Annotated in this window: 19 protein-coding genes; 3 read left to right on the forward strand and 16 right to left on the reverse strand. The window is 62.3% G+C overall.

Going from position 1 to position 19632, the window contains the following annotated elements; genetic code table 11:
• Positions 1 to 117 precede the first annotated feature (117 nt).
• On the reverse strand, positions 118 to 855 hold the full coding sequence (locus LPW30_RS07445; RefSeq protein ID WP_239680482.1) for a hypothetical protein: 738 nt from the start codon (positions 853 to 855) through the stop codon (positions 118 to 120).
• 465 nt (positions 856 to 1320) lie between these two features.
• Here LPW30_RS07445 and LPW30_RS07450 point away from each other — a divergent pair, with 465 nt between their 5' ends.
• Positions 1321 to 1485 (forward strand): hypothetical protein, encoded by a 165-nt coding sequence (locus tag LPW30_RS07450; RefSeq protein WP_239680483.1) that lies wholly within the window; start codon positions 1321 to 1323, stop codon positions 1483 to 1485.
• A gap of 30 nt (positions 1486 to 1515) precedes the next feature.
• A complete protein-coding gene (locus tag LPW30_RS07455; protein ID WP_239680484.1) occupies positions 1516 to 1815 on the forward strand; it encodes a nucleotidyltransferase domain-containing protein in 300 nt (99 codons plus the stop codon).
• 28 nt (positions 1816 to 1843) lie between these two features.
• Here the strand turns inward: LPW30_RS07455 and LPW30_RS07460 are convergent, their stop codons facing one another.
• The 14 genes from LPW30_RS07460 to LPW30_RS07525 form a co-directional block, all read right to left on the reverse strand.
• Positions 1844 to 2227, reverse strand: a complete 384-nt coding sequence (locus LPW30_RS07460; protein WP_239680485.1) for a HigA family addiction module antitoxin — start codon at positions 2225 to 2227, stop codon at positions 1844 to 1846.
• On the reverse strand, positions 2137 to 2415 hold the full coding sequence (locus LPW30_RS07465; RefSeq protein ID WP_239680559.1) for a type II toxin-antitoxin system RelE/ParE family toxin: 279 nt from the start codon (positions 2413 to 2415) through the stop codon (positions 2137 to 2139). Before LPW30_RS07465 ends, LPW30_RS07460 begins: the two co-directional genes overlap by 91 nt.
• A gap of 68 nt (positions 2416 to 2483) precedes the next feature.
• Positions 2484 to 4382, reverse strand: coding sequence for an XrtA/PEP-CTERM system amidotransferase (locus tag LPW30_RS07470; RefSeq protein ID WP_239680486.1), 1899 nt, complete (start codon positions 4380 to 4382; stop codon positions 2484 to 2486).
• 16 nt (positions 4383 to 4398) lie between these two features.
• Positions 4399 to 5631: a TIGR03088 family PEP-CTERM/XrtA system glycosyltransferase gene (locus LPW30_RS07475; protein WP_239680487.1), complete on the reverse strand. Its 1233-nt coding sequence runs from the start codon at positions 5629 to 5631 to the stop codon at positions 4399 to 4401.
• Positions 5624 to 7237, reverse strand: coding sequence for an exosortase A (gene xrtA / locus LPW30_RS07480; RefSeq protein WP_239680488.1), 1614 nt, complete (start codon positions 7235 to 7237; stop codon positions 5624 to 5626). The genes LPW30_RS07475 and xrtA overlap by 8 nt, the downstream gene beginning before the upstream one ends.
• The gene (locus LPW30_RS07485; protein ID WP_239680489.1) at positions 7234 to 8457 is read right to left on the reverse strand and encodes a TIGR03087 family PEP-CTERM/XrtA system glycosyltransferase; all 1224 of its coding nucleotides are present in this window, start codon (positions 8455 to 8457) and stop codon (positions 7234 to 7236) included. The genes xrtA and LPW30_RS07485 overlap by 4 nt, the downstream gene beginning before the upstream one ends.
• A gap of 127 nt (positions 8458 to 8584) precedes the next feature.
• A complete protein-coding gene (locus tag LPW30_RS07490; protein ID WP_420797714.1) occupies positions 8585 to 9649 on the reverse strand; it encodes a FemAB family XrtA/PEP-CTERM system-associated protein in 1065 nt (354 codons plus the stop codon).
• Complete coding sequence (locus LPW30_RS07495) at positions 9646 to 10473, reverse strand: XrtA system polysaccharide deacetylase (protein ID WP_239680561.1); 828 nt, start codon at positions 10471 to 10473, stop codon at positions 9646 to 9648. The genes LPW30_RS07490 and LPW30_RS07495 overlap by 4 nt, the downstream gene beginning before the upstream one ends.
• Before the next feature lie 38 nt (positions 10474 to 10511).
• On the reverse strand, positions 10512 to 11546 hold the full coding sequence (locus LPW30_RS07500; protein ID WP_239680490.1) for an XrtA/PEP-CTERM system-associated ATPase: 1035 nt from the start codon (positions 11544 to 11546) through the stop codon (positions 10512 to 10514).
• An 8-nt stretch (positions 11547 to 11554) separates the two neighbouring features.
• Positions 11555 to 12919, reverse strand: coding sequence for a TIGR03016 family PEP-CTERM system-associated outer membrane protein (locus tag LPW30_RS07505; RefSeq protein ID WP_239680491.1), 1365 nt, complete (start codon positions 12917 to 12919; stop codon positions 11555 to 11557).
• The gene (locus LPW30_RS07510) at positions 12916 to 13989 is read right to left on the reverse strand and encodes an XrtA-associated tyrosine autokinase (protein WP_239680492.1); all 1074 of its coding nucleotides are present in this window, start codon (positions 13987 to 13989) and stop codon (positions 12916 to 12918) included. Before LPW30_RS07510 ends, LPW30_RS07505 begins: the two co-directional genes overlap by 4 nt.
• Positions 13986 to 15548: an XrtA system polysaccharide chain length determinant gene (locus LPW30_RS07515; RefSeq protein ID WP_239680493.1), complete on the reverse strand. Its 1563-nt coding sequence runs from the start codon at positions 15546 to 15548 to the stop codon at positions 13986 to 13988. Before LPW30_RS07515 ends, LPW30_RS07510 begins: the two co-directional genes overlap by 4 nt.
• A gap of 84 nt (positions 15549 to 15632) precedes the next feature.
• Positions 15633 to 16256 (reverse strand): XrtA/PEP-CTERM system exopolysaccharide export protein, encoded by a 624-nt coding sequence (locus LPW30_RS07520; RefSeq protein WP_025281430.1) that lies wholly within the window; start codon positions 16254 to 16256, stop codon positions 15633 to 15635.
• A 279-nt stretch (positions 16257 to 16535) separates the two neighbouring features.
• On the reverse strand, positions 16536 to 16952 hold the full coding sequence (locus LPW30_RS07525) for an OsmC family protein (RefSeq protein ID WP_025281431.1): 417 nt from the start codon (positions 16950 to 16952) through the stop codon (positions 16536 to 16538).
• Between the two features lie 191 nt (positions 16953 to 17143).
• Between LPW30_RS07525 and crp the strand changes: the two genes are divergently transcribed.
• Positions 17144 to 17782: a cAMP-activated global transcriptional regulator CRP gene (gene crp / locus LPW30_RS07530; RefSeq protein WP_025281432.1), complete on the forward strand. Its 639-nt coding sequence runs from the start codon at positions 17144 to 17146 to the stop codon at positions 17780 to 17782.
• 5 nt (positions 17783 to 17787) lie between these two features.
• Here the strand turns inward: crp and recQ are convergent, their stop codons facing one another.
• The gene (gene recQ, locus LPW30_RS07535) at positions 17788 to 19620 is read right to left on the reverse strand and encodes a DNA helicase RecQ (protein ID WP_239680494.1); all 1833 of its coding nucleotides are present in this window, start codon (positions 19618 to 19620) and stop codon (positions 17788 to 17790) included.
• Positions 19621 to 19632 lie beyond the last annotated feature (12 nt).

The following is a 19632-nucleotide window of genomic DNA, read 5'->3' on the forward strand; positions in this document are numbered from 1 at the left end:
TCATAAAAGGTCTTCACAGCCCGCTGCTCCAAGACTCAGACTATCACCTTCCCGGTGGAGCCGGCCGCGTCAAGGAGACGGTGTCGGCTCCACCGGTATTGCCGGTTATGCGCTGATTTAAAGATGTCTTGAGCGTCTGCGTATCCAAGGCAGCAAGCCCAACCCAAGGGCCAGAAGGGCCATGGTGGAGGGAAGAGGGATCGCGATATCCGTGTCCTGGACGAAATAGAAGCTCTGTCCGGCGGCGATTCCGCCCTCGGGCAGCAGGATGCTCAGCTGAAGAAAGGCGTCGTGTTCAGGATCAGTGATAAGCGGCAGGACAGGAATGGAGTATGTTGCTGTAAAATCCTCCAGACCCAGTATTTCACCGGCAGCTGAAACGGGGGTGAAATCCATGCCCGCAAGAGTACCCTCTGTGCCGGGATCGGCAAGCGTCGCATCAAAAACGATCCGGTATTTCCCTTCGCTCCACAATGTCAGTTCGGTGATTGCTTCGCTAGTGTCTTCGTTGGTAAGTGTCCAGATGCCGCTCGTGTATGTTTCGGTAACTGAGTCGAATGTTGGGAAAGTATCTTCCTGGCTAATGCCGAACAGTGTCCAGGGGCCTTGTTGATCATCTTCTCTGACGCCACTCAGGCCGCCTCCCAGATCGGTCCAGGTTAAGGTGGATGTAGCGCCGTCTGCAAAGGTGGCCGTGACATTCAAGATGCCCTCCATGTCTCCAAAGGTGACAAAGGGCCTGATGTCGAAAAAGCCGCCACCTTCGGTATCCTTGATGATGTTTGCGGAAGCGCTGCCTGTGTATGTGATAAGGATGATCGATAGTAATAGTACGGCAGGTCTGAAACTTCGCATGATCATTTGCCTCTGACTATGTATTTAATTCGTTTTTGCCTTTGCTCTGCCTGTGATGGGCGGGCGTCGTGATTTTGTGAATCCTGTCACATAATCATGGTGATAGGACTTAGGGTTGGTTGAACCCGTTAAAGTTAGGCAAAAAACGAGCCTGATGCTTTCCTGGGCTTGAGTTTTTTGCGTGTATCATATTGATGTCATGGCTAACTTTCTGGGAATTGGCAAATTATTTATTTTTGCTTCATTTGCGGAGAGTGGTAGAGGACGGGGTGGCTTGACCTTGCGTTTTTGGCTTTTTGTAAAGATGTCTGACAGTCATGAGCTTTGAGTTGAGTGTTCTTGGTCGGGTGGCAGGTCTGGTGTCGGCACTTTCATCGGTGAGTCCGTGAGTGCTGTCTTTTACTCGTGGGTGGGCGCAGGAGGAATGGACAGGCACTCTCGACCCTTTTCTCCATTGTGGGCCTGATGGTGGAGAGTTTCCTGGAGGAAGGGAACCAGCCCATGGCGGAGGATCGCTCCAAGCTGCGCTATGGCTGCTCCATCACCGACGCCTGCGTGAACTGGGCCACGACGGAGGAGATGATCCGGGAGGGGGCCCGGGTGCTGCGGCAGGTCCGCAAGCAGGCCTGAGGGGTCTGCTTTCAGTGTTCGAGTGAGCCGATGCGACTGTCAGCCGATCAGACCAGGGTAATCAAACAAACCGCACGGGATCTGTTTGGCCCCGAGGTGCAGGTGTGGCTGTTTGGCTCGAGGGTGGATGATTCCCTGCGGGGTGGGGACATTGACCTGTTGATCCAGTGCCCCCAGCCCCTGGAGGAGCGAAAGCGCCAATCCCTGCGGATGGTGGCGCGGCTTCAGATGGCACTGGGCGACCAACCCATCGATGTGCTGGTACTGGACCCGAATACACCCCGCCAACCGATCCATGATCGGGCTCTGAAAACAGGCATACGGCTATGACCCAGAGTGAATTCTTACCGGCTCATGGTTATGCGGGGTTCAACTGGACTTTGTGAACCCTGTCGAGCCTAATGCTTTTACCTGCGTGCCAAAGATCATAGGAATCTTGCATCGCAAGCCAGCTTTGCGGTGTGCGGCCAAGTGCTTTCGATAAACGCAATGCCATTTCAGGGCTGACGCCGCTTTGCTGCTTAAGGATCCGGCTCAGAGTGGAGGGAGAGACATCCAACTGCTCTGCCAGGTAACGGCAACTGAGCCCATAGGGCTCCATATAGGTTGCAAGGATGAACTCGCCAGGATGAGGGGGATTGTGCATAGCCATCAGTGATAATCCTCGTAATCGAGCAGATACACATTGCCATCGTAAAACTCGAAGGTCAGCCGCCAATTCCCACTGACGGAAATGGCCCATGTATCTCTTCTATCCCCCTTCAGTTGGTGGAGCCCATACCCAGGTATTTCGAGATCTGCAATTTCCAGAGCGGAATCCAGAGCGGCGAGTTGCATTCGCAGGCGCTTGGCATGCTTTGCCTGGATACCCCGAGTACTCCCTGTCTCGTAGTATCGCTTCAGTCCCTTGTGCCTGATTGATTTGATCATGACAGACCAGTGTAGCGCATTGCGCACCGCGCAACAATGCCGCCACGTAATGCGAGTCAGCGCGATCCTCACCCCAAACCTTCATTCCTCCGCAAAAACGCCTCAAACATGAACAGACTCCACAGTGGGGCGCTGTAGTCCCGCTGGCCGCTCACGTGGGCATCCACCAGGTGCTGGAGGGTGTTCATGTCGAAGATGCCGGAGTCCCTGAGGCGGTCGCCCAGGATGGTTTCCTGCAGGCGTTGTTTCAATGGCCCGCGGAACCACTGGGCCAGGGGGACGGCGAAGCCCTGTTTGCGGCGGTAGAGGATGTCGTGGGGCAGGTGCGGCTCCATGGCCTTCTTGAAGATGTACTTGCCCTCGCCGCCCTTGAGCTTCATGTCCGGTGAGAGGCCGGAGATCCATTCCACCAACGGGTGATCCAGGATGGGCACGCGTACTTCCAGGGCGTGGGCCATGCTGGCGCGGTCCACCTTGGTGAGGATATCGCCGGGGAGGTAGGTCTTCATGTCCAGGTACTGCACCAACGACAGGGGATGATCCGTCGGGGAGCGCTGGGCGTGGTAGCGCAGGACCTCCACGGGATGATAACCCTGCAGGCTGCGGCGGAAGGATTCGCTGTAAAGGCGCTGGCGCTGTTCGTCGCGGATGATGGCGTTGTTGTTGAAATACCCCTCCACGGCATCCCGGGCCAGGGCCTGGAAGGTGGCCTTGGCCCGGAACATGCGAGGTGCCCAATCGGCCTTGGGGTAGAGGTGCGCCATGGCGCCAAACAGGGGGCGGCGCAGGCCCAGCGGCATGATGGAGCGCAAGCGCTCTTCCTGCACATGGAAGCGATAGCGCCGGTAACCAGCCAGGTTTTCATCCCCCCCATCGCCAGACAGGGCGACCGTCACCTGCTCCCGCGCCAGCTCGCACACCCGGTAGGTGGGCAGGGCTGAGCTGTCGGCATAGGGTTCGTCGTATAACTCGGCCAGTCGGTCGAGCAGCCCGAAGTCGTCCGGGTCCACCTGGCGCACCTGGTGACTGGTGCCAAAACGCTGCGCCACCTGGGCGGCGTGGGCGGATTCATCAAAGGCCGGGTCGCTGAAGGCGATGGAGCAGGTCTTGACCGGATCGGATGACAGACCGGCCATCATGGCCACCACGGCACTGGAGTCCACACCACCGGAGAGGAAGGCGCCGAGCGGCACCTCGGCCACCAATCGCACACGCACGGCCTCGCGCAGGCGTTCCTCCAGCCCCTCCATGGCGTCCGCCTCGCTCATGGGGCCCGTATCCCGGAATGGCACGTCCCAGTAGATGCGGGGTTCGGGCACTCGCAGGCCGCGGTGGATGGACAGGGTGTGCCCCGGGGGGAGCTTGTGAACGGCATCGTAGATGGTGCGCGGCTCGGGGACGTAGCCATAGGCGAAGTAGTCGTCCACCGCCTGCGGGTCCAGGGCCCGGGGCAGGTCCGGGTCGGCCATCAGGGCCTTGAGCTCGGAGGCGAAGGTGAGCATGCCGTCAGGCCTGATGGCGTAGTAGACAGGCTTGATGCCCAGGCGATCCCGGGCGATGAACAGGGTGTCCACGTTCCGGTCCCATACGGCAAAGGCAAACATGCCCCGGAAGCGTTTCACGCAGGCCTCGCCCCATTGTTCCCAGGCGTGGACGATCACCTCGGTGTCGCAGTGGGTGCGGAACTGGTGGCCGGCGGCCTTGAGCTCTTCGGTGAGTTCGGGGAAGTTGTAGATCTCGCCGTTGTAGGTGACGACCACGGACCCGTTCTCGTTGAACAGGGGTTGCTGGCCGCTGGACAGGTCGATGATGGACAGGCGCCGGTGGGCGAAGCCCAGCCCCGGTTCCACGTGGATGCCGCCCTCGTCCGGGCCCCGGTGGAACTGGGTCTGGTTCATGCGTTCCAGCAGTGCCCTGTCGATGGGGCGCTGTTCGCGGGTGTCGAAGATCCCTGTGATGCCGCACATAAGCCTTGTTCTCTGATTATCGGGCGGACCCAACCAGCCCATCGTAAATATCCAGATACCCCCGAACCATGGCATCCATGCTGAACGATGCCTCGGCACGGGCGCGTGCATTGGTCCCATGGGCTGCCGCAGTCTCCGGCGAGGCCAGATACCCGGCCAGAGCGTCCGTCAGGGCGCCCACGTCCCCGGCGGGGATCAACCGGCCGGTGTGGCCCTCCTCCACCAGGTCCGGGTTGCCCCCCACATGGGTGGCAGTGACCGGCAGCCCCGTGGCCATGGCCTCCAGGATGGTGTTGCAGATGCCTTCGGCCAGCGAGGGCACGACGAACAGATCCATGGCCCGCATCAAATCGGGCACGTCATCCCGGGCGCCGGGCAGCCAGGCGCGATCGGTCAAGCCAGCCTGCTCCAGGCGCTCACGTAAACCGGCCAATTTCGGGCCATCACCGATCATGACCAGGCGGGCGCCCTCGTGCCCCGGGCGCTGACACAACTGGATGAAGGCCTCCACCAGCACCTCGGGCGCCTTCACCGCCTGCATGCGCATCACTGCACCGATCACGGTGGCCCCCTCCGGGGCAAATCCCTCTGGCAATGCTGCGTCCCTGCCCCCCCGTGGGAGCGGCCCTCGGCCGCGAATATCGAAGCCTCCATCAGCCTCCCTGACCCCGGAATCATACGGTAAAGCCACTGGCCGAAACCGCCCCGTGTTCACCCCATTGCACACATGATTCAACCGGGAGGCCGGCACCCCGATTGCGTCCTGCAGATACCCCAACTGGTGCCGCGACAGTGCAATGTACTGCCCCACCAGCGGCCTCACCAGGCGGCGCAGTCGCTGGGTCTTGATACGCGAGCCATCCAGATCCCCCATGTCCCAACCATGCTCACCGTGCACCCGATGTCGCACGCCGGCCAGGGCCGCCGTCACCTGGGATTCCAGGGTGGCCATGTTGCGGGTGTGAACGATATCGGGCCGCAGTTCCCGCAGCAGGCGCCAGAGCCGGCCATGTACGGCCAGGTCCTTGCCCTCGCGCTTGTTCAGGGCGTGCAGGCTGACGTCGTCACGCTGGATGCGCTCGGCGAAGTCGGTGTAATCGGTCATGCAGATGATGGCATGCCGATAACGCTGAGGCGGCATGTGGTTGATCAGGTTCACCAGGCCGTTTTCCATGCCGCCCACATCCAGTCGGTGGATGATGTGGGCGACAAGCGGGGGTCGGTATACCCTGGGAGGCTGATCATTCATGGGCGGCGTCCGACGGCGTTTCGCCCACGTCTACATGACGAGGCGCCTGTTCCAGGAAATTGGCCAGCACATTACGGGCCTCGTCGGGTGAGACCTGGAACTCGGCACTCACGGCCACGAGCATTGAGCCCTCCCGATGGCCGGAAAGACGAGCCCAGGCCTCCAGAAGTTTCACCTCGATGGGGCGCACCGTCGTGTGGCCCGCCACCTGATACCAGTGCCACACCACACGGTCCTGCCCACCTCTGCCACGCAGGATGGTCTCCCGCACCGGGCGCTGCCCTCCATCGGGCAAGGTGACGGTTGCGCTGCCCTGAGCGATCCTTCGCCATTGATCGCCATCGAAGATGCGGTTGTCGTAGCGAATCAGGTCAGTACCCGGCTGGTTGTGGTGGTAGTGGAAAAGGTGCAGTTCCACTTCTTTCGTGGAACCCGTGTACACCACTTGGGACAGCGCGTCGGGCTCTGCCCAGCGAGGGCTCCAGGCGGGCTCCCTCAGGTGCTCGGGACCCCGCCATTGGGTCACTGCAGGGGCCAGGGGCTGCAGATCACCGGCCAGCCTGGCCATGCGCTGGTCCAGCCCGAGCTCGCTGGCCGGCGCCAGGGCGAGGGCCAGGATCACGGCCACGATGGGGGTGGCATGAGAGGCCAGGCGGCGGGTAGCAGGCACCACTGTGCCGGTGGACGCAGCGGTCTTCTCCCCAGCCACCTTGGCACTGAGCGGCTCATGGTCGTCCCGAAAGAAGGTGCCGATCCAGAACAACAGGAACATCACCAGGCCAAAGAACAACCAACCATAGATCAGGTGATCCACCCCCACGGCGTGTTCCATATTGGTCCAGTGGGCGATCATGATGATGCCGTAGGCGCGCAGGCCATTGGCAACGATGGGTACGAGGATGGACAGGGCCACGAAGGCCAGACGTCGCCAGATGCTGCGATAGACCAGATAGGCATACACCAGCCCCAGGGCCACGGAGGCGATCAGGTAGCGGATGCCGCTGCACACCTCGGCCACCACGAAGTCACCGGCCGGAATGCTGATGTAGTAACCCTCAGCGAAGGTGGGAATGCCACTGAAGCGCAGCATCCATACCGTGAACCAGGCGGTGTAGTCCTGCAGGATGGGCACCAGGAAACTGCCCACAGGCCAGGCGAAGAACAGGTAGGCCAGCGGGAATAAAATCACCCGGGATACCTGCCAGCCCATGATGGCCAGCACCAGCGCGGGCACCATGGCCACCACCACGAAAGTCTGCACCACGGTGACATCGGCGGCTCGAGCCAGGAACCAGCCAACGCCGAGGGCCAGGATCACCAGGGCGCCGAAGAGGCTGGGCGTGGGGCTGACCTGTGCCAGGCGATGGCGCTGTGTCCAGGCCAGGAAGAGGCTCAGTGGGAGGATGACCATGCCGTGGGCATAGGTATCGGAGGTAGTCCAGATGTAGATGAGTTGTTCCACGCTGGGCCAATAGAGGGCCAGCATGGCCAGGAAGGCGGCGGTGAGCAGGCCCAGGGCCAGAGACCATGGGAGGCCGCTCTTGCTGGCCTTGATGGGGGCCGGGGCAGCGGGTTGAGCTTGTGTGCTGGATGGACTGGTGTTCATCGACTTTCCTGCCCCCGATCACTCTCCAGCAGATCCACAAATCGCCCCATGTGCTCCGCCCAACTGTAATGCCTGCACACGCACGCTCGATTCCGGGCCCCGGTGTCAGCCGGGATCTCCCCCGTCAATACCGCGACCGCCAGTGCCTTCAGGGTCTCGGGCGTGTCACCCACCATGGGATCCACATCCTCACATACCCGCAGGCCATCCATGGCCTGGGAGGTGGCGATCACCGGGCGGGCCATGGCCATGGCCTCCAGCACCTTGTTTTGCACCCCGCGCGCAATGCGCAAGGGGGCGACGGCGGCTGCGGCATAAGCCAGGTACGGGCGCACGTCCTTGACCGCCCCGGTCACCTGCACGCCCTCGATCTCTTCCAATCGTTTCACCTCCGGACTGGGGCGGGCGCCCACGATGGTGAAACGGGCCTTGGGGCATTGTTTGTGGATCCCCGGAAAGATCGACTCGGCAAACCAACGCACCGCATCCACATTGGCCCAGTAGTCCATGGCGCCCGTGAAGACCAGATGATGCTCCCCCATATGGAAGGGCGAGGGATAGGCGTGCTCCGGTGAGAAGTAGTCCACATCCACGCCGTTGTCGATGGCATGGGTGACCCGGGCGGTCTCGGGGGACAACTGGCGGAACAGTTCCGCCTCTTCGTGGCTGACGAAGACCCCGGCCGTGGCCCGCGCAGAAGTCTGGCGTTCGAAGGCCAGCAGTTCGCGTGACTCGCGCAGGTAGAGCTGCTTCATGGGAAACCGATGCGATGGGGCGTACTGACGCCATTTATCGGAATCCACATCCACGAAGTCCACCACCACATGACACTTTGCATGGTCCTCGGGCCGCAGGTACTGAGCCATGGCCGAGGAAAACACCAACACCCGGTCGATGCCGGCATCCAGCTTTTTGTGCACCCACTCATGCATCCGGCCGTCGGCATAATAGGGCACTGTGAGGGCCTGGCCGGTCAGCAGGCCACGCAGGCTCTTGAGCTTGGCCAGGCGGGGGCGCAGGGCCTGAAGGTGGGCTTCTTCGCAATAGGCGGTGATGTCGTCCTGGTAGCGCCAATCTGCCGGGTCGTCCACGAAGCAGCCCAGGTGGATCCGGTAGTGGGCCGCCAGGTGCTTGAGCAGGTTGAAGGAGCGGATCTTGTCCCCCTTGTTGGGAGGATAGGGGATCCGGTGGGCCAGGAACAGAAGGTGGGGTTTTGTCATTACCGGGCTCCGGCCTTCGCGGCCGAGGGCCGCTCCCACGGGGTGGTGCTACATAGAGTGGTGCTGGCCCCGCTCCCTGTGGGAGCGACCCTTGGTCGCGAAAGTCGAAGACACGGACTCCACACCATCAGCCCAACCCCCTTGAGATCACCGGTCCCAATCGATTGGCCACCGGCAACGGCAACCGCTTCCAGCCAGCAATGAACAACCGATACTTGGGGTTGAGCGGATTGATGTCCGGAACATCCTTCGCCCGCACCAGGTGGTATTCGTAATACAGCGGCTCCGGCTCGAAACCCCAGTTCTTCTTGAAGCTGAAGGAGCCTGTGCCCCGTTTGCTGCGACCATAATCGAACAGGCGGTAGCCCTCCTGGCTGGCCCAGCGCATCACCTCCCAGTAAAGAAAATCAAAAGCGGCCAGGTCACGGGCCTCGGGGGTGCCCCCTCCGTAGTAAGGCAGCACCTCATCCCGGAACAGGAAACTCAGCACGCTGCTCACGGGCTGCCCGTCATGGCTGACCGTGGTCACCTGGGCCGCCTCGCCAAACTCATCCATCAGGGCCTGAAAGAACCGACGGGCGAACACCGGCGTGCCATGGCGGCGCACGCTGTCGGCATAAATGGGGAAGAATCGGTCGATGCCCGTATCCCGCTCCGAGGCCAGTTCCCGCTTGATGCCTTTGCGCACCATGGCCCGCTGCTTGCGGGGGATGGCCTTCATGTTCACGTCCGGGTCGGGATCGATGGGCTTGCGGAAGGTCACGTACAGGTCGTCCTTGCAGGGCCATTCGGGCAGGCGCCGCTCCCGGTGGCGCAGTTCCAGATAATCCACCTGGAGTTCCTCGGCCAGGTCCTGGGCGGCCTGGATCAGCGCCTGCTCGGCCTCGGCATCCTCGGCGGCCACGCCACCGTACACGCAGAAGGGCACGGAGATCAGGGCATTGCCAAACAGCAGGGTCTTCACATGCCCCAGGGGCAGCACACCGCGGATGCGGCCCCCGGATTCGGCGTAAAGGTAATATCCCTTATGCCCCAGGGCCTGCTCCAGCACCCGTTTCCACCCGGCACGGTGGAAAAAGGTGGCGTCGGGGCAGGCATCCACGAAGGCTTCCCAACCAGGCTCCATCGCCGGCTCCAGGCGCTGGACGGTCAGGTTCGTGGGCGGGTTTGAGGTCTGTGGCTGTGCGGTCATGGGCTGGGGGCAGGCTCCAGGAACACGCGGTCCATGCGGTCCCAGTGAAAGTCCTTGAGCAGTAGCTTGAGGCGCGATTCCGTGCGCTTCAGGTTGAGGTAATGGCGAACCCGGGTCTTGAGGCCGATGTTCTGCTGGCGGGGCTGGTCCGGGTCGATCTCCCAGGGGTGGAAATAGAACACCGCCGACTGCCCCTCGGCCTGATTGATACGCTGTATGGCCCAGCGGGACAGGTGATAGGGGAACAGGCGGAAATAGCCGCCACCGCCGCAGGGGAACTTCTGGCCCGCCAGTTCCAGGGTGGTCACCGGCACCTCCAGCAGGTCGCCTTCCACCGGGTAAAAGGCGAACCGGGGGGCCTCGGGCATGCCGTAGAGGTCGTGGCGGATGGGGTAGATGCTGGAACTGTAGCGATACCCCGTTTCCTGAAGGACATCCAGGGCCCAGAGGTTGTTGCGGCCAATGGAGTAACTGGCGGCCCGATAGCCCTGCACCGGGTCGCCGGTCACGTCTTCCAGCAGCGCCTTGGTGCGGGAGACATCCTGACGGAAGGCCTCCTGGGTCTGTTCCGTGGCACGAATATGGGACCAGCCGTGACTGGCGATCTCGTGGCCCTCGTCACGGGTGCGCCGCACCAGTTCCGGATAGCGGCGAGCCACCCACCCCAGATAGAAAAACGTGGCCTTCACGCCCTGCTCCGCGAACAGCGCCAGGATGCGATCCACGTTCTGTTCCACCCGGCAGGGCAGATCATCCCAACTCCCCCGGGAGATGTGTTCCTCAAAGGCGGAGACCTGGAAGTAGTCTTCCACATCCACGGTCATGGCATTGCGGATGCCCTGGGGGGCGTTGGGAACCTGGGTCACTGGGGCTTCTCCTTCAGGAAATGCTTGATGAAGCGGCGGACCTGGGAGATTTCCCGGTAGAAGGTCTTTTCCATGGTCTGGATGCGGCTTTCCAGTGCCGAGACCCGCAGTTCCAGGTTGCTCCAGGAGTAGTGGGCCGGCAGGCCCTCGGCGTCGTACACACCGCCGCGATCCAGGCTCCCTTCCAGTGGCCCGGAACCGGTTTCTTCCGCGAGGGCGTTCATCTCCTCGCCCAGTTCCTGGGCCACGGCACGCACCACGGCATCGTCGATCTCGTGCCGCTCCTCCAGGAAGGCGAACAGCAGCAGGCGGTCGGCCAGGCTGTTGATGCGTCGCGGGATGCCCTCGGTCTGGCGGTGGATCTCGGCGAAGGATTCAGGGGTGAAGTCCGGGTCTCGCTGCCAGCCGGAGTTCTCCAGGCGATACTCGATGTATTCCCGGGTTTCGTCTTCCGACAGGGGCGTGAGGTGACAGGCGGCCAGGAAGCGCTGGCGGAACTGTTCCAGTTCGGCCATCTGCAGGGTGCGGCGGAACTGGTTCTGACCGAGCAGGAAGCTTTGCAAAAGGGGACGACCGGACACCTGAAAGTTGGAGAGCATGCGCAGCTCTTCCAGGGCATGGGGGGGCAGGTTCTGGGCCTCGTCCACCACCAGCAGCATGCGCTTGCCTTCCCGGGCCCTCTCGGTGAGGAAACGTTCCAGGCGGGATAGGATGGTCGCCTTGCTGTCCTTCTCCACTTCTAGTCCGAAGGCCATGGCCACCATGCGCAGCAGGTCGTCGGCCTGGAGTTGGGTGGTGACGATCTGGGCGGCGATGAGGTTGTCATCATTGAGCTCGTTGAAGAGCATGCGCACCAGGGTGGTCTTGCCTGTGCCCACATCCCCCGTGATGGCAATGAAGCCTTCACCCTGGCTCAGTCCATAACGAAGATAGGCCAGCGCCCGCCGGTGGATGCGGCTGCCAAAGAAGTAGCGCGGGTCAGGGCTGAGCTGGAAGGGTTTGCGATCCAGCTTGAAGTAGGCTTCGTACATGACGCTCCCTAGAACGTGGCGCTGAGTGTGGCGGTCACCCGGTTTTCTTCGTAATCGCCACCCGGCAGGTCCGAGTCGCGCTGCTGATGGCGGTAGGTCAGTGAGGCGGAGGTGCGAGGGCCCAGGGTACGGCTCAGGCCAAGGCTGAGGGCGTAGAGGTCGTCCTTGCGGTTGTCCACGTCGTAATCGGTGCCCTGCCATTGCAGGCTGGCCTGGGCGCTGGTGCGGGGGGCCAGTTGGTAGCTGGCGGAGGTGGTGAGGGTGTTGACCTCTTCGTCACCTCGGTCCGTCTGGTATTCGCGCTCCACGCGGGAGCCGCTTACCGTCCACGACACTCTAGATCGCTGACCGGAAGCACTGACGCTGAGTTGTCGGGAGATGAATGTGTCTGTGGATGGGTCAAAAACATCGTCCAACTCACCTCGTTGGGTGTCTACGGTCTCGGAGTAAGCAACAGACCACGTCGCATGGCGAAATCGATGATTTAAAGTCAAACCATAGGTGTCCCCAAAAAAACGCTCGCCATAGAACGCATCAAGTGATGTTCGGGGAGTGGGCAGCCAGGTGGCACCTGCGCGCCAGAAACTGTCATCGGGGTCATCGGTCCCGGCATCGCGCTGGAAGTCGTTGCGCTCCTCCCCGCCGGCAGCAAACACGCTGAACTGCGGCGTGAGATTCAACCGCACCAGCCCCTCGATGGATTCGAAGGTGGTCTGGGAACCGTCCTCGAAGTCGACCTGGTCCCAGCTGTAGGTCAGGCCCCAACCAATGGTGGTGAACTGGGGACCACTGTTCAGGCTGGCCTGCACCCGATTGGACTCACTCCCGGAACCCCCAATGCTGGCATCCTGATAATCCGTCTTGTCCCATGTGTAGCGCACTTCGCCACCGGCAAACCGCCCGAACTGCTGGCGCCAAAAGGGGCTGATCCGGTAGTTAGCGACCCCCGTCCGGTTGCCATCGGTGAGAGTGTCATCCGCAAAACCATCGCGACCATCCACCAATCGCTCCCGGTAGCTAGCGGAAGCATCCACGAAAAAGGTCTCCCGCAGGAGCTCCGTGGTGCTGTTGCCCGAGAAGGTGTGGTTCACCGTGTTACGGCTGTCATCTCCCCAATAGGCCAGGCTTTGCAGGTTGTACCCCAGACTCAGGTCGGTACGTCCACCATCCCGACTCAGGGAAAAGCCGGTATTGAGTTGACTGACCGATTCCGATTCCTTGTCATCGGAGGATGAGGCCAGATTCACGTTATCCGTGTAGGTCTGCGAGACACTCACCCGCGGCGTAAAGTCCCACCGGTTGGCCGAGGCGTCGGCGCTCAGGAACAGAACGGCCGCGCCTCCCAGCAGTGCTCCACTCCATGGAGGGTTCATGCGGCGGATCCCTGTGCGGGTTGATCGTTGCCCTGTTTCGCGTAGCTGTAGCCATAGCCGTAACCATATCCATAGCCGGCGTAGCGACTGATCAGGGACGAGCGCATCTTGTTGAGCACCAGCCCGATGGGTTTGGAATGATCCAGCAGGGCCAGAGCATCGTTCACCGCCCCATGGAGGGTCTTTTCCGACTCCACCACGAAGACGACCTGGCCGAGCAAGCCGCCCAGCACCGAGGCCTCGCTGGTGAGCAACAGCGGTGGGGAGTCGAAGATCACCATACGGTCCGGGTAGCGTTCCGCCAGTTCCTTGGTGAGGCGCAGCATGTCTTCACTGGCCAGCAACTCGTTGGCATGAGGATGATACTTGCCCATGGGCACGACCCGCAGCTTGGGGATGTTGGTCTTGATCATCACATCGCCCACGTCCAGCTTGTCGTCCAGCAGCAGGTCGATGAGCCCCGGCCCCAGGGGGGTGCCCAGAATCTCGTGTACCCGCGAGCGGCCCACGTCCGCATCCACCAGCAGCACCGTCTTGTCCATTTCCATGGCGATGCTGATGGCCAGGTTGACCGCCGTGAAGGTCTTGCCCTCGCCGGATTTGGCGCTGGTCACCATCACCAGATTGCCCTGATCCACCAGGTCGGCCCCGCGACCGAAGGCATTGGCCAGCAGCGGGCGCTTGATCATGCGGAACTCTTCGGCCACCTGGGTGCGCTCAGAGCCGGCGGTGACAAAGCCCTGCTCGCGCAAATGGGCCAGATTGAGTTCCACATAACGATCACTGTCCGGCTTCAGATCCGGCGGGGGCGGTGGCACATCCGGCAGCGGATGCAGGGGGGCCTGCTCTGACGGGTCGGCCTCAACGCCTTTCGCGTCGTGGGCAGCCACTTGTATTGCTTCCGAATCCGGTTTCGGAGCTGACTCGGGCTGGTCGGCCACCCGGGCATCGACCTGTGTCCGCTCAAAACCAGACGAGGCCGACGGGGCGCTTGCCTTGCCGCTCTCCTGCTCTCGCAGGCGGCGCTCTGCCTTTTCGATCAGGCTCAGTTCTCGATCGTTATCGCTCATCCCAGCAGCCGCTCCACGATGGGTAGATGAATTCCGCCCGCTGCCACCACCACGAAGTAGGTGAGGATCAGCAGGCCACCGAAGGACGCAAACGCGGCCAGTTCGATTCGCTCACGCCGCTTGATGCGGGCATTGCTCACCTGGGAGACCACACCCAGCACCGGGAAGCCGGTGACCGAGTTGAGCGTGCGACGGTTGTCGAACACGGGGCGCAGCAGACCGATCAGGAAGGCCAGGCCAGCACCCACGGCCAACCCACCCACCAGGGAGGCACTGAACATGGCCGGTCGGTTCGGGGCAGACGGCGAGGACGGCACGCGTGCCGGCTCGATCACCCGGAACTGCACCTGATCGCCACCCTCTTCCACCCTACGACTGATGGCGGCCGATTCACGGCGCTGAAGCAACTGGTTGTACTGTTGCTGATTGATGTTGTAGTCCCGGTCCAGGCGCTTGAGTTCGGCCTCGATGTCAGGAATGACATTCACCATCCCCTGGAGGTTTTCCACCGTTTCCTGCTGACGCTGCAGCCGGGAGCTGAGACTGGCGATCTCCACCTCCACATTGGACAGGCTCATGCGCATCTGCTGATACACGGGGTTGGTATCCAACTGCTCGGGCGTGGGGCCACTCTGGCGGGCCAGCATGATCTCCTCTTCCCGCTGTTCCTCCAGATCCTCAATGGTGCGGCGGATGCTTTGTACATCCGGGTGCCGTTCGGTGTAGGTCAGCAGCAATTCATCGAGGCGGCTTTGCAGATTCTGGATACGACTGTCGATGGCGGCCGTGGCCTGCGAGGTCCGAGTGCCCCCCATGATGCCGAAGGTGGGTTCCTCGCCCGCAATCTGCCGGCGAATCTCGTTACGGCGATTTTCTGCCTCCCGCAGGCGCTGCTGGGTCTCTTCCATCTGGTTTCTGGCCTGCTGGAGCCGGGAGTAATAGGTCCCCCCTTCGCCCGGCAGCAAGCCCGCATTGTCCCTACGAAAATCTGCCAGCCGACGCTCAGCAGCCGTGAGGCGCTGTTCGTACTCTTCGATCTGCTGTTGCAGGAAACGTTGAGCATGATCCGTCCCGGCGCGGGTGTCGCCCAGGGCCCCTTCCACAAATCGGTTGATGAGCGCCTGCACCACATCGTAGGAATGCTGTGGATTCCCGTGGGTGTAGGAGATGGTGTACACATCATTCTGGCGAGTGGAGGAGATATTGATCCCACTGCGCAGCCGATTCACGATCCGCTGCATGTCGCTGTCATCACGCGCCTGCAGATGCAGATCCACTTCCCGGGCCACCTCTTCCAGGTTGGGGCCGGTGAGCATGGTGCGGGTCATGAATTCCACTCGCTGGGAGATATTGGTATCCACAGCCAAGCCCCGCAACAGAGGCCTCAACATGGATTGCGTATCCACGTGGACCTGGGCGGAGGCGCGGTATTGGTCAGGCAACTGGGTGACGTGAGCCCACCCGGCCAGACTGATGATCCAGGCCACAATGAGCACGATCCACCGGTAGCGCCAGGTGGACCTGACGTAACCCAGGACCTGATTGAGGATTTCCTGCATGGCGGCGACCTCCTCGCCTACGCGAACTGCTGCTTACTGCACATCAACTAAGGGGGAGCCATCCCTGGCCACCCGACACGGGCATTAGAACCAGGATTCCGGAATGATCAGGATGTCCCCGGGGAGCACATGGGCATTGGCCTCGATGTCACCCCGGTTGAGCAGATCGTTCAGCCGCACGTTGAACTGACGGGTCTCGCCGTTGGCATGGCGCACGATGGAGGCCCGATTGCCCGCCGCGAACTCGGTGAGCCCGCCAACGGCGATCATCACATCCAGGACGGTCATGTTTTCATTAAAGGGAATGGCCTGAGGATTGGCGGCCTGGCCCACCACACGAATCTGCTGATCATAAGGGCCGCGGAAACCGGTGACGATGACCGTGACCACCGGGTCCCGCACATACACGGACAGGACCTCTTCCATGTCCCGGGCCAGTTCGGTGGGGGTCTTGTTGGCGGCGGGTACGTCTTCGATCAACGGGGTGGTGATCTTGCCATCGGGGCGCACCGGCACCGACATGGAGAGCTCGGGTTGGCGCCAGACGAAGATGTTCACGTTATCGCCGGGGCCGATGATGTAGTCGGGACTGCCGTCCAGCGAGACATCTTCCAGCGGGGGGTGCTTGGTGGCACAGGCGCCCAGCGCCAATGCCGCGAGGAGGACGAGAAGGTATCGGATGAACCCCTGGACACTTGGCTTGCTCACGTGCTTCTCCTTTTCTGGCGCCTACCCTGCTCCGCGGACCCGAATGCCCGGGTGGACGGAATATTCGCGTGAAACCCCTCATCCCAACGGGCTGACGCCTGAAACGCAGGCGGGACCCGAAGCCGAAGGGCGACGGTCACTGCTTGAGAGATTAATGTGAACCAGTTCACATTTCAATACCGCACCGAAGAAATCGGTGATTGGCGGATTTCCTCAGGGCGATTGAGTGTATCACCCGTCTTCGCGGCAACGACAGATCACACCGCTGCACCGCCCTGCTCAGGGCGACCGGATCTCGAAATCATGGGTGATCTCGGCCACCTTGCCCAGCATGATGGAGGCCGAGCAGTACTTTTCTGCCGACAGGCTGACGGCCCTGGCCACGTGCTTTTCCGACAACTCGTGACCGGTGACGATGTAGTGCACATGGATACGGGTGAACACCTTGGGGTCGGTCTCCGCGCGCTCGGCGGACACTTCCAGCTCGCAGTCGGTCACCGACTGCCGGGATTTCCTGAGGATCTGCATCACATCGAAGGCCGTGCAGCCGCCCATGCCCAGCAGCAGCATTTCCATGGGGCGCGGGCCCAGGTTGCGCCCACCGTGCTCCGGCGGGCCGTCCATCACCACGGCATGTCCGCTGCCCGACTCGCCCACAAAGGTTGCGTTATCCAGCCACTTGATCCGGGTTTTCACGGCCCTTTCTTCCTCTCGGCACGCTCGGCCGATGCAAATATTCGACAATCCACCCGGGCTACCATAAACTCGGCTCAGGGAAAATAATAAGATAAGCGCCCTCAGCTCATCCGACGCATCAGCGGCTACAGGCCCCGCCTTCCCCCTTGTTCGCGTTGGCGGTTTGTCGTCCTGCCCCTACGAGGTGGACAATGAGTAGTCTACTCAAGCAACAACAGGCGCCTGAAGAGGCACTGGATAAATTGCTTGCCCATTGCCATCGTCGCCAATATCCCGCCCGCGCCACCATCATCCACGCGGGGGATCGCCCGGACACGCTCTACTATATCATCCAGGGTTCGGTCAGCGTGATGATCGAGGATGAGCTGGGGCACGAGATGGTGCTGGCTTACCTGAACCCGGGGCAGTTCTTCGGGGAGATGGGGGTGTTCTCCTCCCAGGCGCGCAGTGCCGGCATCGTGACCCGCACCCCCACCGAGACGGCGGAGATCCACTACCCCAAGTTCATCGAACTGGCCATGCAGGACCCGACCATCCTGTTTCTCCTGGCCACCCAGATGGCCGTGCGCCTGCGCGAGACCAGCCGCAAGGTGATCGACCTGGCCTTCCTGGACGTGACCGGGCGCATCGCCCGCACCCTGATGGAACTGGCCCAGCAACCGGACGCCATGACCCATCCCAAGGGCATGCAGATCCGCATCACCCGCCAGGAACTGGCCAAGATCGTGGGCTGCTCCCGGGAGATGGCCGGACGGGTACTCAAGGACCTGGAAGAGCGGGAGCTGATCACGGCCAAGGGGAAGACAGTAGTCGTATTCAATGCACGGTGATCAGGTTACTCAAACCTCAAGATCACCTCCAGGAATTCCTCTCCATAAGCCTCCAGCTTCCTCTCCCCCACGCCGGAGATGGCCGCCATGGCCCTGAGGCTCTCCGGTCGCATCTCCGCCATCTCCATCAACGTGGCATCATGAAACACAACATACGGTGGCACCCCCTGATCGTCCGCCAGCCGACGACGGCAGGTGCGCAGGGCCTCGAATAGGCGCTGGTCCTCGGGGCTGTCCAGACCGGCCGCCGCCGTGCGTCGGGGCTCCCTGGGTGCACGAGAAGGGCGTACCTCCTTGCGCAACATCAGCTGCATCTCCCCCCGCAGCACCGGCCGGCAGGCCTCGTTGAGATGCAGGCCGCCGTGGCCTTCCAGGTCCACCGTGAGCAGGCCCCGGGCGATCATCTGCCGAAAAATCCCCTTCCACTCGTTCACACCCAGGTCGCTGCCGATGCCGAACACGCTCACGCGATCATGGCCGAACTGCTTGATACGGGCATCGTCCTTGCCGCGCAGCACATCCACCAGGTAGTTCACCCCGAAACGCTGCCCGGTGCGATGCACGCATGAGAGCGCCTTCTGGGCGGGCACGGTGGCATCCCAGGTCTCGGGGGGTTCCAGGCAGGTGTCGCAGTTGCCGCAGGGCTCGGATTCCGTTTCGCCAAAATAGGACAACAGGGCCTGGCGCCGGCAGGTGGTCATCTCGCACAGGCCCAGCATGGCGTCCAGCTTGTGGCGCTCCACCCGCTTGTGGCTCTCGTCCGCCTCGGAGCTGTCCACCATCTGCCGCAGGGTGATCACATCCTGCAGGCCGTAACTCATCCAGGCATCCGCCGGCAGGCCATCGCGGCCCGCGCGCCCCGTCTCCTGGTAATAGGCCTCGATGCTCTTGGGCAGGTTCAGGTGGGCCACGAAGCGCACATTGGGCTTGTCGATGCCCATGCCGAAGGCGATGGTGGCCACCACGATCACCCCTTCCTCGTTGAGAAAGCGCCGTTGATGGGCCTCGCGCACCTGGGCGCTCAGACCCGCGTGGTAGGGCAGCGCGGTCAGCCCCTGGTCACAGAGCCAGTCGGCGATCTCCTCCACCCGCTTGCGGGACAGGCAATAGACGATGCCCGCCTCGTCCGGGTGAGTCTGTTCGATGAAGCGCAGCAGGTCCCGGCGGGCATTGCTGCTGCTCTGGGTGATGCGGTAACGGATGTTGGGGCGGTCGAAGCCGCTGATGAACACCCGGGCCTGATCCAGCCCCAGGCGCTGACGGATCTCCTGACGGGTGCGCTCGTCGGCAGTGGCAGTGAGGGCGATGCGGGGGATGTCGGGCCAGTGCTCGGCCAGCAGGGAGAGCTTGATGTATTCGGGCCGGAAGTCATGGCCCCACTGGGACACGCAATGGGCCTCGTCGATGGCGAACAGGCTGATGCGCGCCCGCTTGAGCAGGGCCAGGGTGCGCTCATTGAGCAGGCGTTCGGGGGCCACGTAGAGCAGATCCAGCTCGCCACGCAGCAGATCCCGTTCCACTTCCTGGACTTCTTCCCAATGCAGGGTGGAGTTCAAATAGGCCGCGCGCACCCCCGCCTGGCGCAGGGCAGCCACCTGATCCTGCATGAGGGCAATCAGGGGGGAGACGACGACCCCCGTGCCCGGCAGGGCCATGGCGGGGATCTGATAACACAGGGACTTGCCGCCCCCCGTGGGCATCAGCACCAGGGCATCGCCGCCCTGCATGAGGGTGTCGATCACCTGGTCCTGGGGCGGGCGGAACTGCTCGTAGCCGAAGGTGGATCGGAGGATATCCAGGGGTTGATCGTCCATGATCGTCGCGCTGTGTGTGTGCATGCCGCCTATCTT

It is taken from the genome of Ectothiorhodospira variabilis (genome assembly GCF_022227625.1).
Lineage (GTDB): Bacteria > Pseudomonadota > Gammaproteobacteria > Ectothiorhodospirales > Ectothiorhodospiraceae > Ectothiorhodospira > Ectothiorhodospira haloalkaliphila.

What these genes read in the sequence shown, in the direction of transcription:
- LPW30_RS07445 (WP_239680482.1), bottom strand. Translation starts at nt 855, where the DNA reads ATGCGAAGTTTCAGACCTGCCGTACTATTACTATCGATCATCCTTATC.
- LPW30_RS07450 (WP_239680483.1), top strand. Translation starts at nt 1,321, where the DNA reads ATGGTGGAGAGTTTCCTGGAGGAAGGGAACCAGCCCATGGCGGAGGAT.
- LPW30_RS07455 (WP_239680484.1), top strand. Translation starts at nt 1,516, where the DNA reads ATGCGACTGTCAGCCGATCAGACCAGGGTAATCAAACAAACCGCACGG.
- LPW30_RS07460 (WP_239680485.1), bottom strand. Translation starts at nt 2,227, where the DNA reads ATGGGCCATTTCCGTCAGTGGGAATTGGCGGCTGACCTTCGAGTTTTA.
- LPW30_RS07465 (WP_239680559.1), bottom strand. Translation starts at nt 2,415, where the DNA reads ATGATCAAATCAATCAGGCACAAGGGACTGAAGCGATACTACGAGACA.
- LPW30_RS07470 (WP_239680486.1), bottom strand. Translation starts at nt 4,382, where the DNA reads ATGTGCGGCATCACAGGGATCTTCGACACCCGCGAACAGCGCCCCATC.
- LPW30_RS07475 (WP_239680487.1), bottom strand. Translation starts at nt 5,631, where the DNA reads ATGAATGATCAGCCTCCCAGGGTATACCGACCCCCGCTTGTCGCCCAC.
- xrtA (WP_239680488.1), bottom strand. Translation starts at nt 7,237, where the DNA reads ATGAACACCAGTCCATCCAGCACACAAGCTCAACCCGCTGCCCCGGCC.
- LPW30_RS07485 (WP_239680489.1), bottom strand. Translation starts at nt 8,457, where the DNA reads ATGACAAAACCCCACCTTCTGTTCCTGGCCCACCGGATCCCCTATCCT.
- LPW30_RS07490 (WP_420797714.1), bottom strand. Translation starts at nt 9,649, where the DNA reads ATGACCGCACAGCCACAGACCTCAAACCCGCCCACGAACCTGACCGTC.
- LPW30_RS07495 (WP_239680561.1), bottom strand. Translation starts at nt 10,473, where the DNA reads ATGACCGTGGATGTGGAAGACTACTTCCAGGTCTCCGCCTTTGAGGAA.
- LPW30_RS07500 (WP_239680490.1), bottom strand. Translation starts at nt 11,546, where the DNA reads ATGTACGAAGCCTACTTCAAGCTGGATCGCAAACCCTTCCAGCTCAGC.
- LPW30_RS07505 (WP_239680491.1), bottom strand. Translation starts at nt 12,919, where the DNA reads ATGAACCCTCCATGGAGTGGAGCACTGCTGGGAGGCGCGGCCGTTCTG.
- LPW30_RS07510 (WP_239680492.1), bottom strand. Translation starts at nt 13,989, where the DNA reads ATGAGCGATAACGATCGAGAACTGAGCCTGATCGAAAAGGCAGAGCGC.
- LPW30_RS07515 (WP_239680493.1), bottom strand. Translation starts at nt 15,548, where the DNA reads ATGCAGGAAATCCTCAATCAGGTCCTGGGTTACGTCAGGTCCACCTGG.
- crp (WP_025281432.1), top strand. Translation starts at nt 17,144, where the DNA reads ATGAGTAGTCTACTCAAGCAACAACAGGCGCCTGAAGAGGCACTGGAT.
- recQ (WP_239680494.1), bottom strand. Translation starts at nt 19,620, where the DNA reads ATGCACACACACAGCGCGACGATCATGGACGATCAACCCCTGGATATC.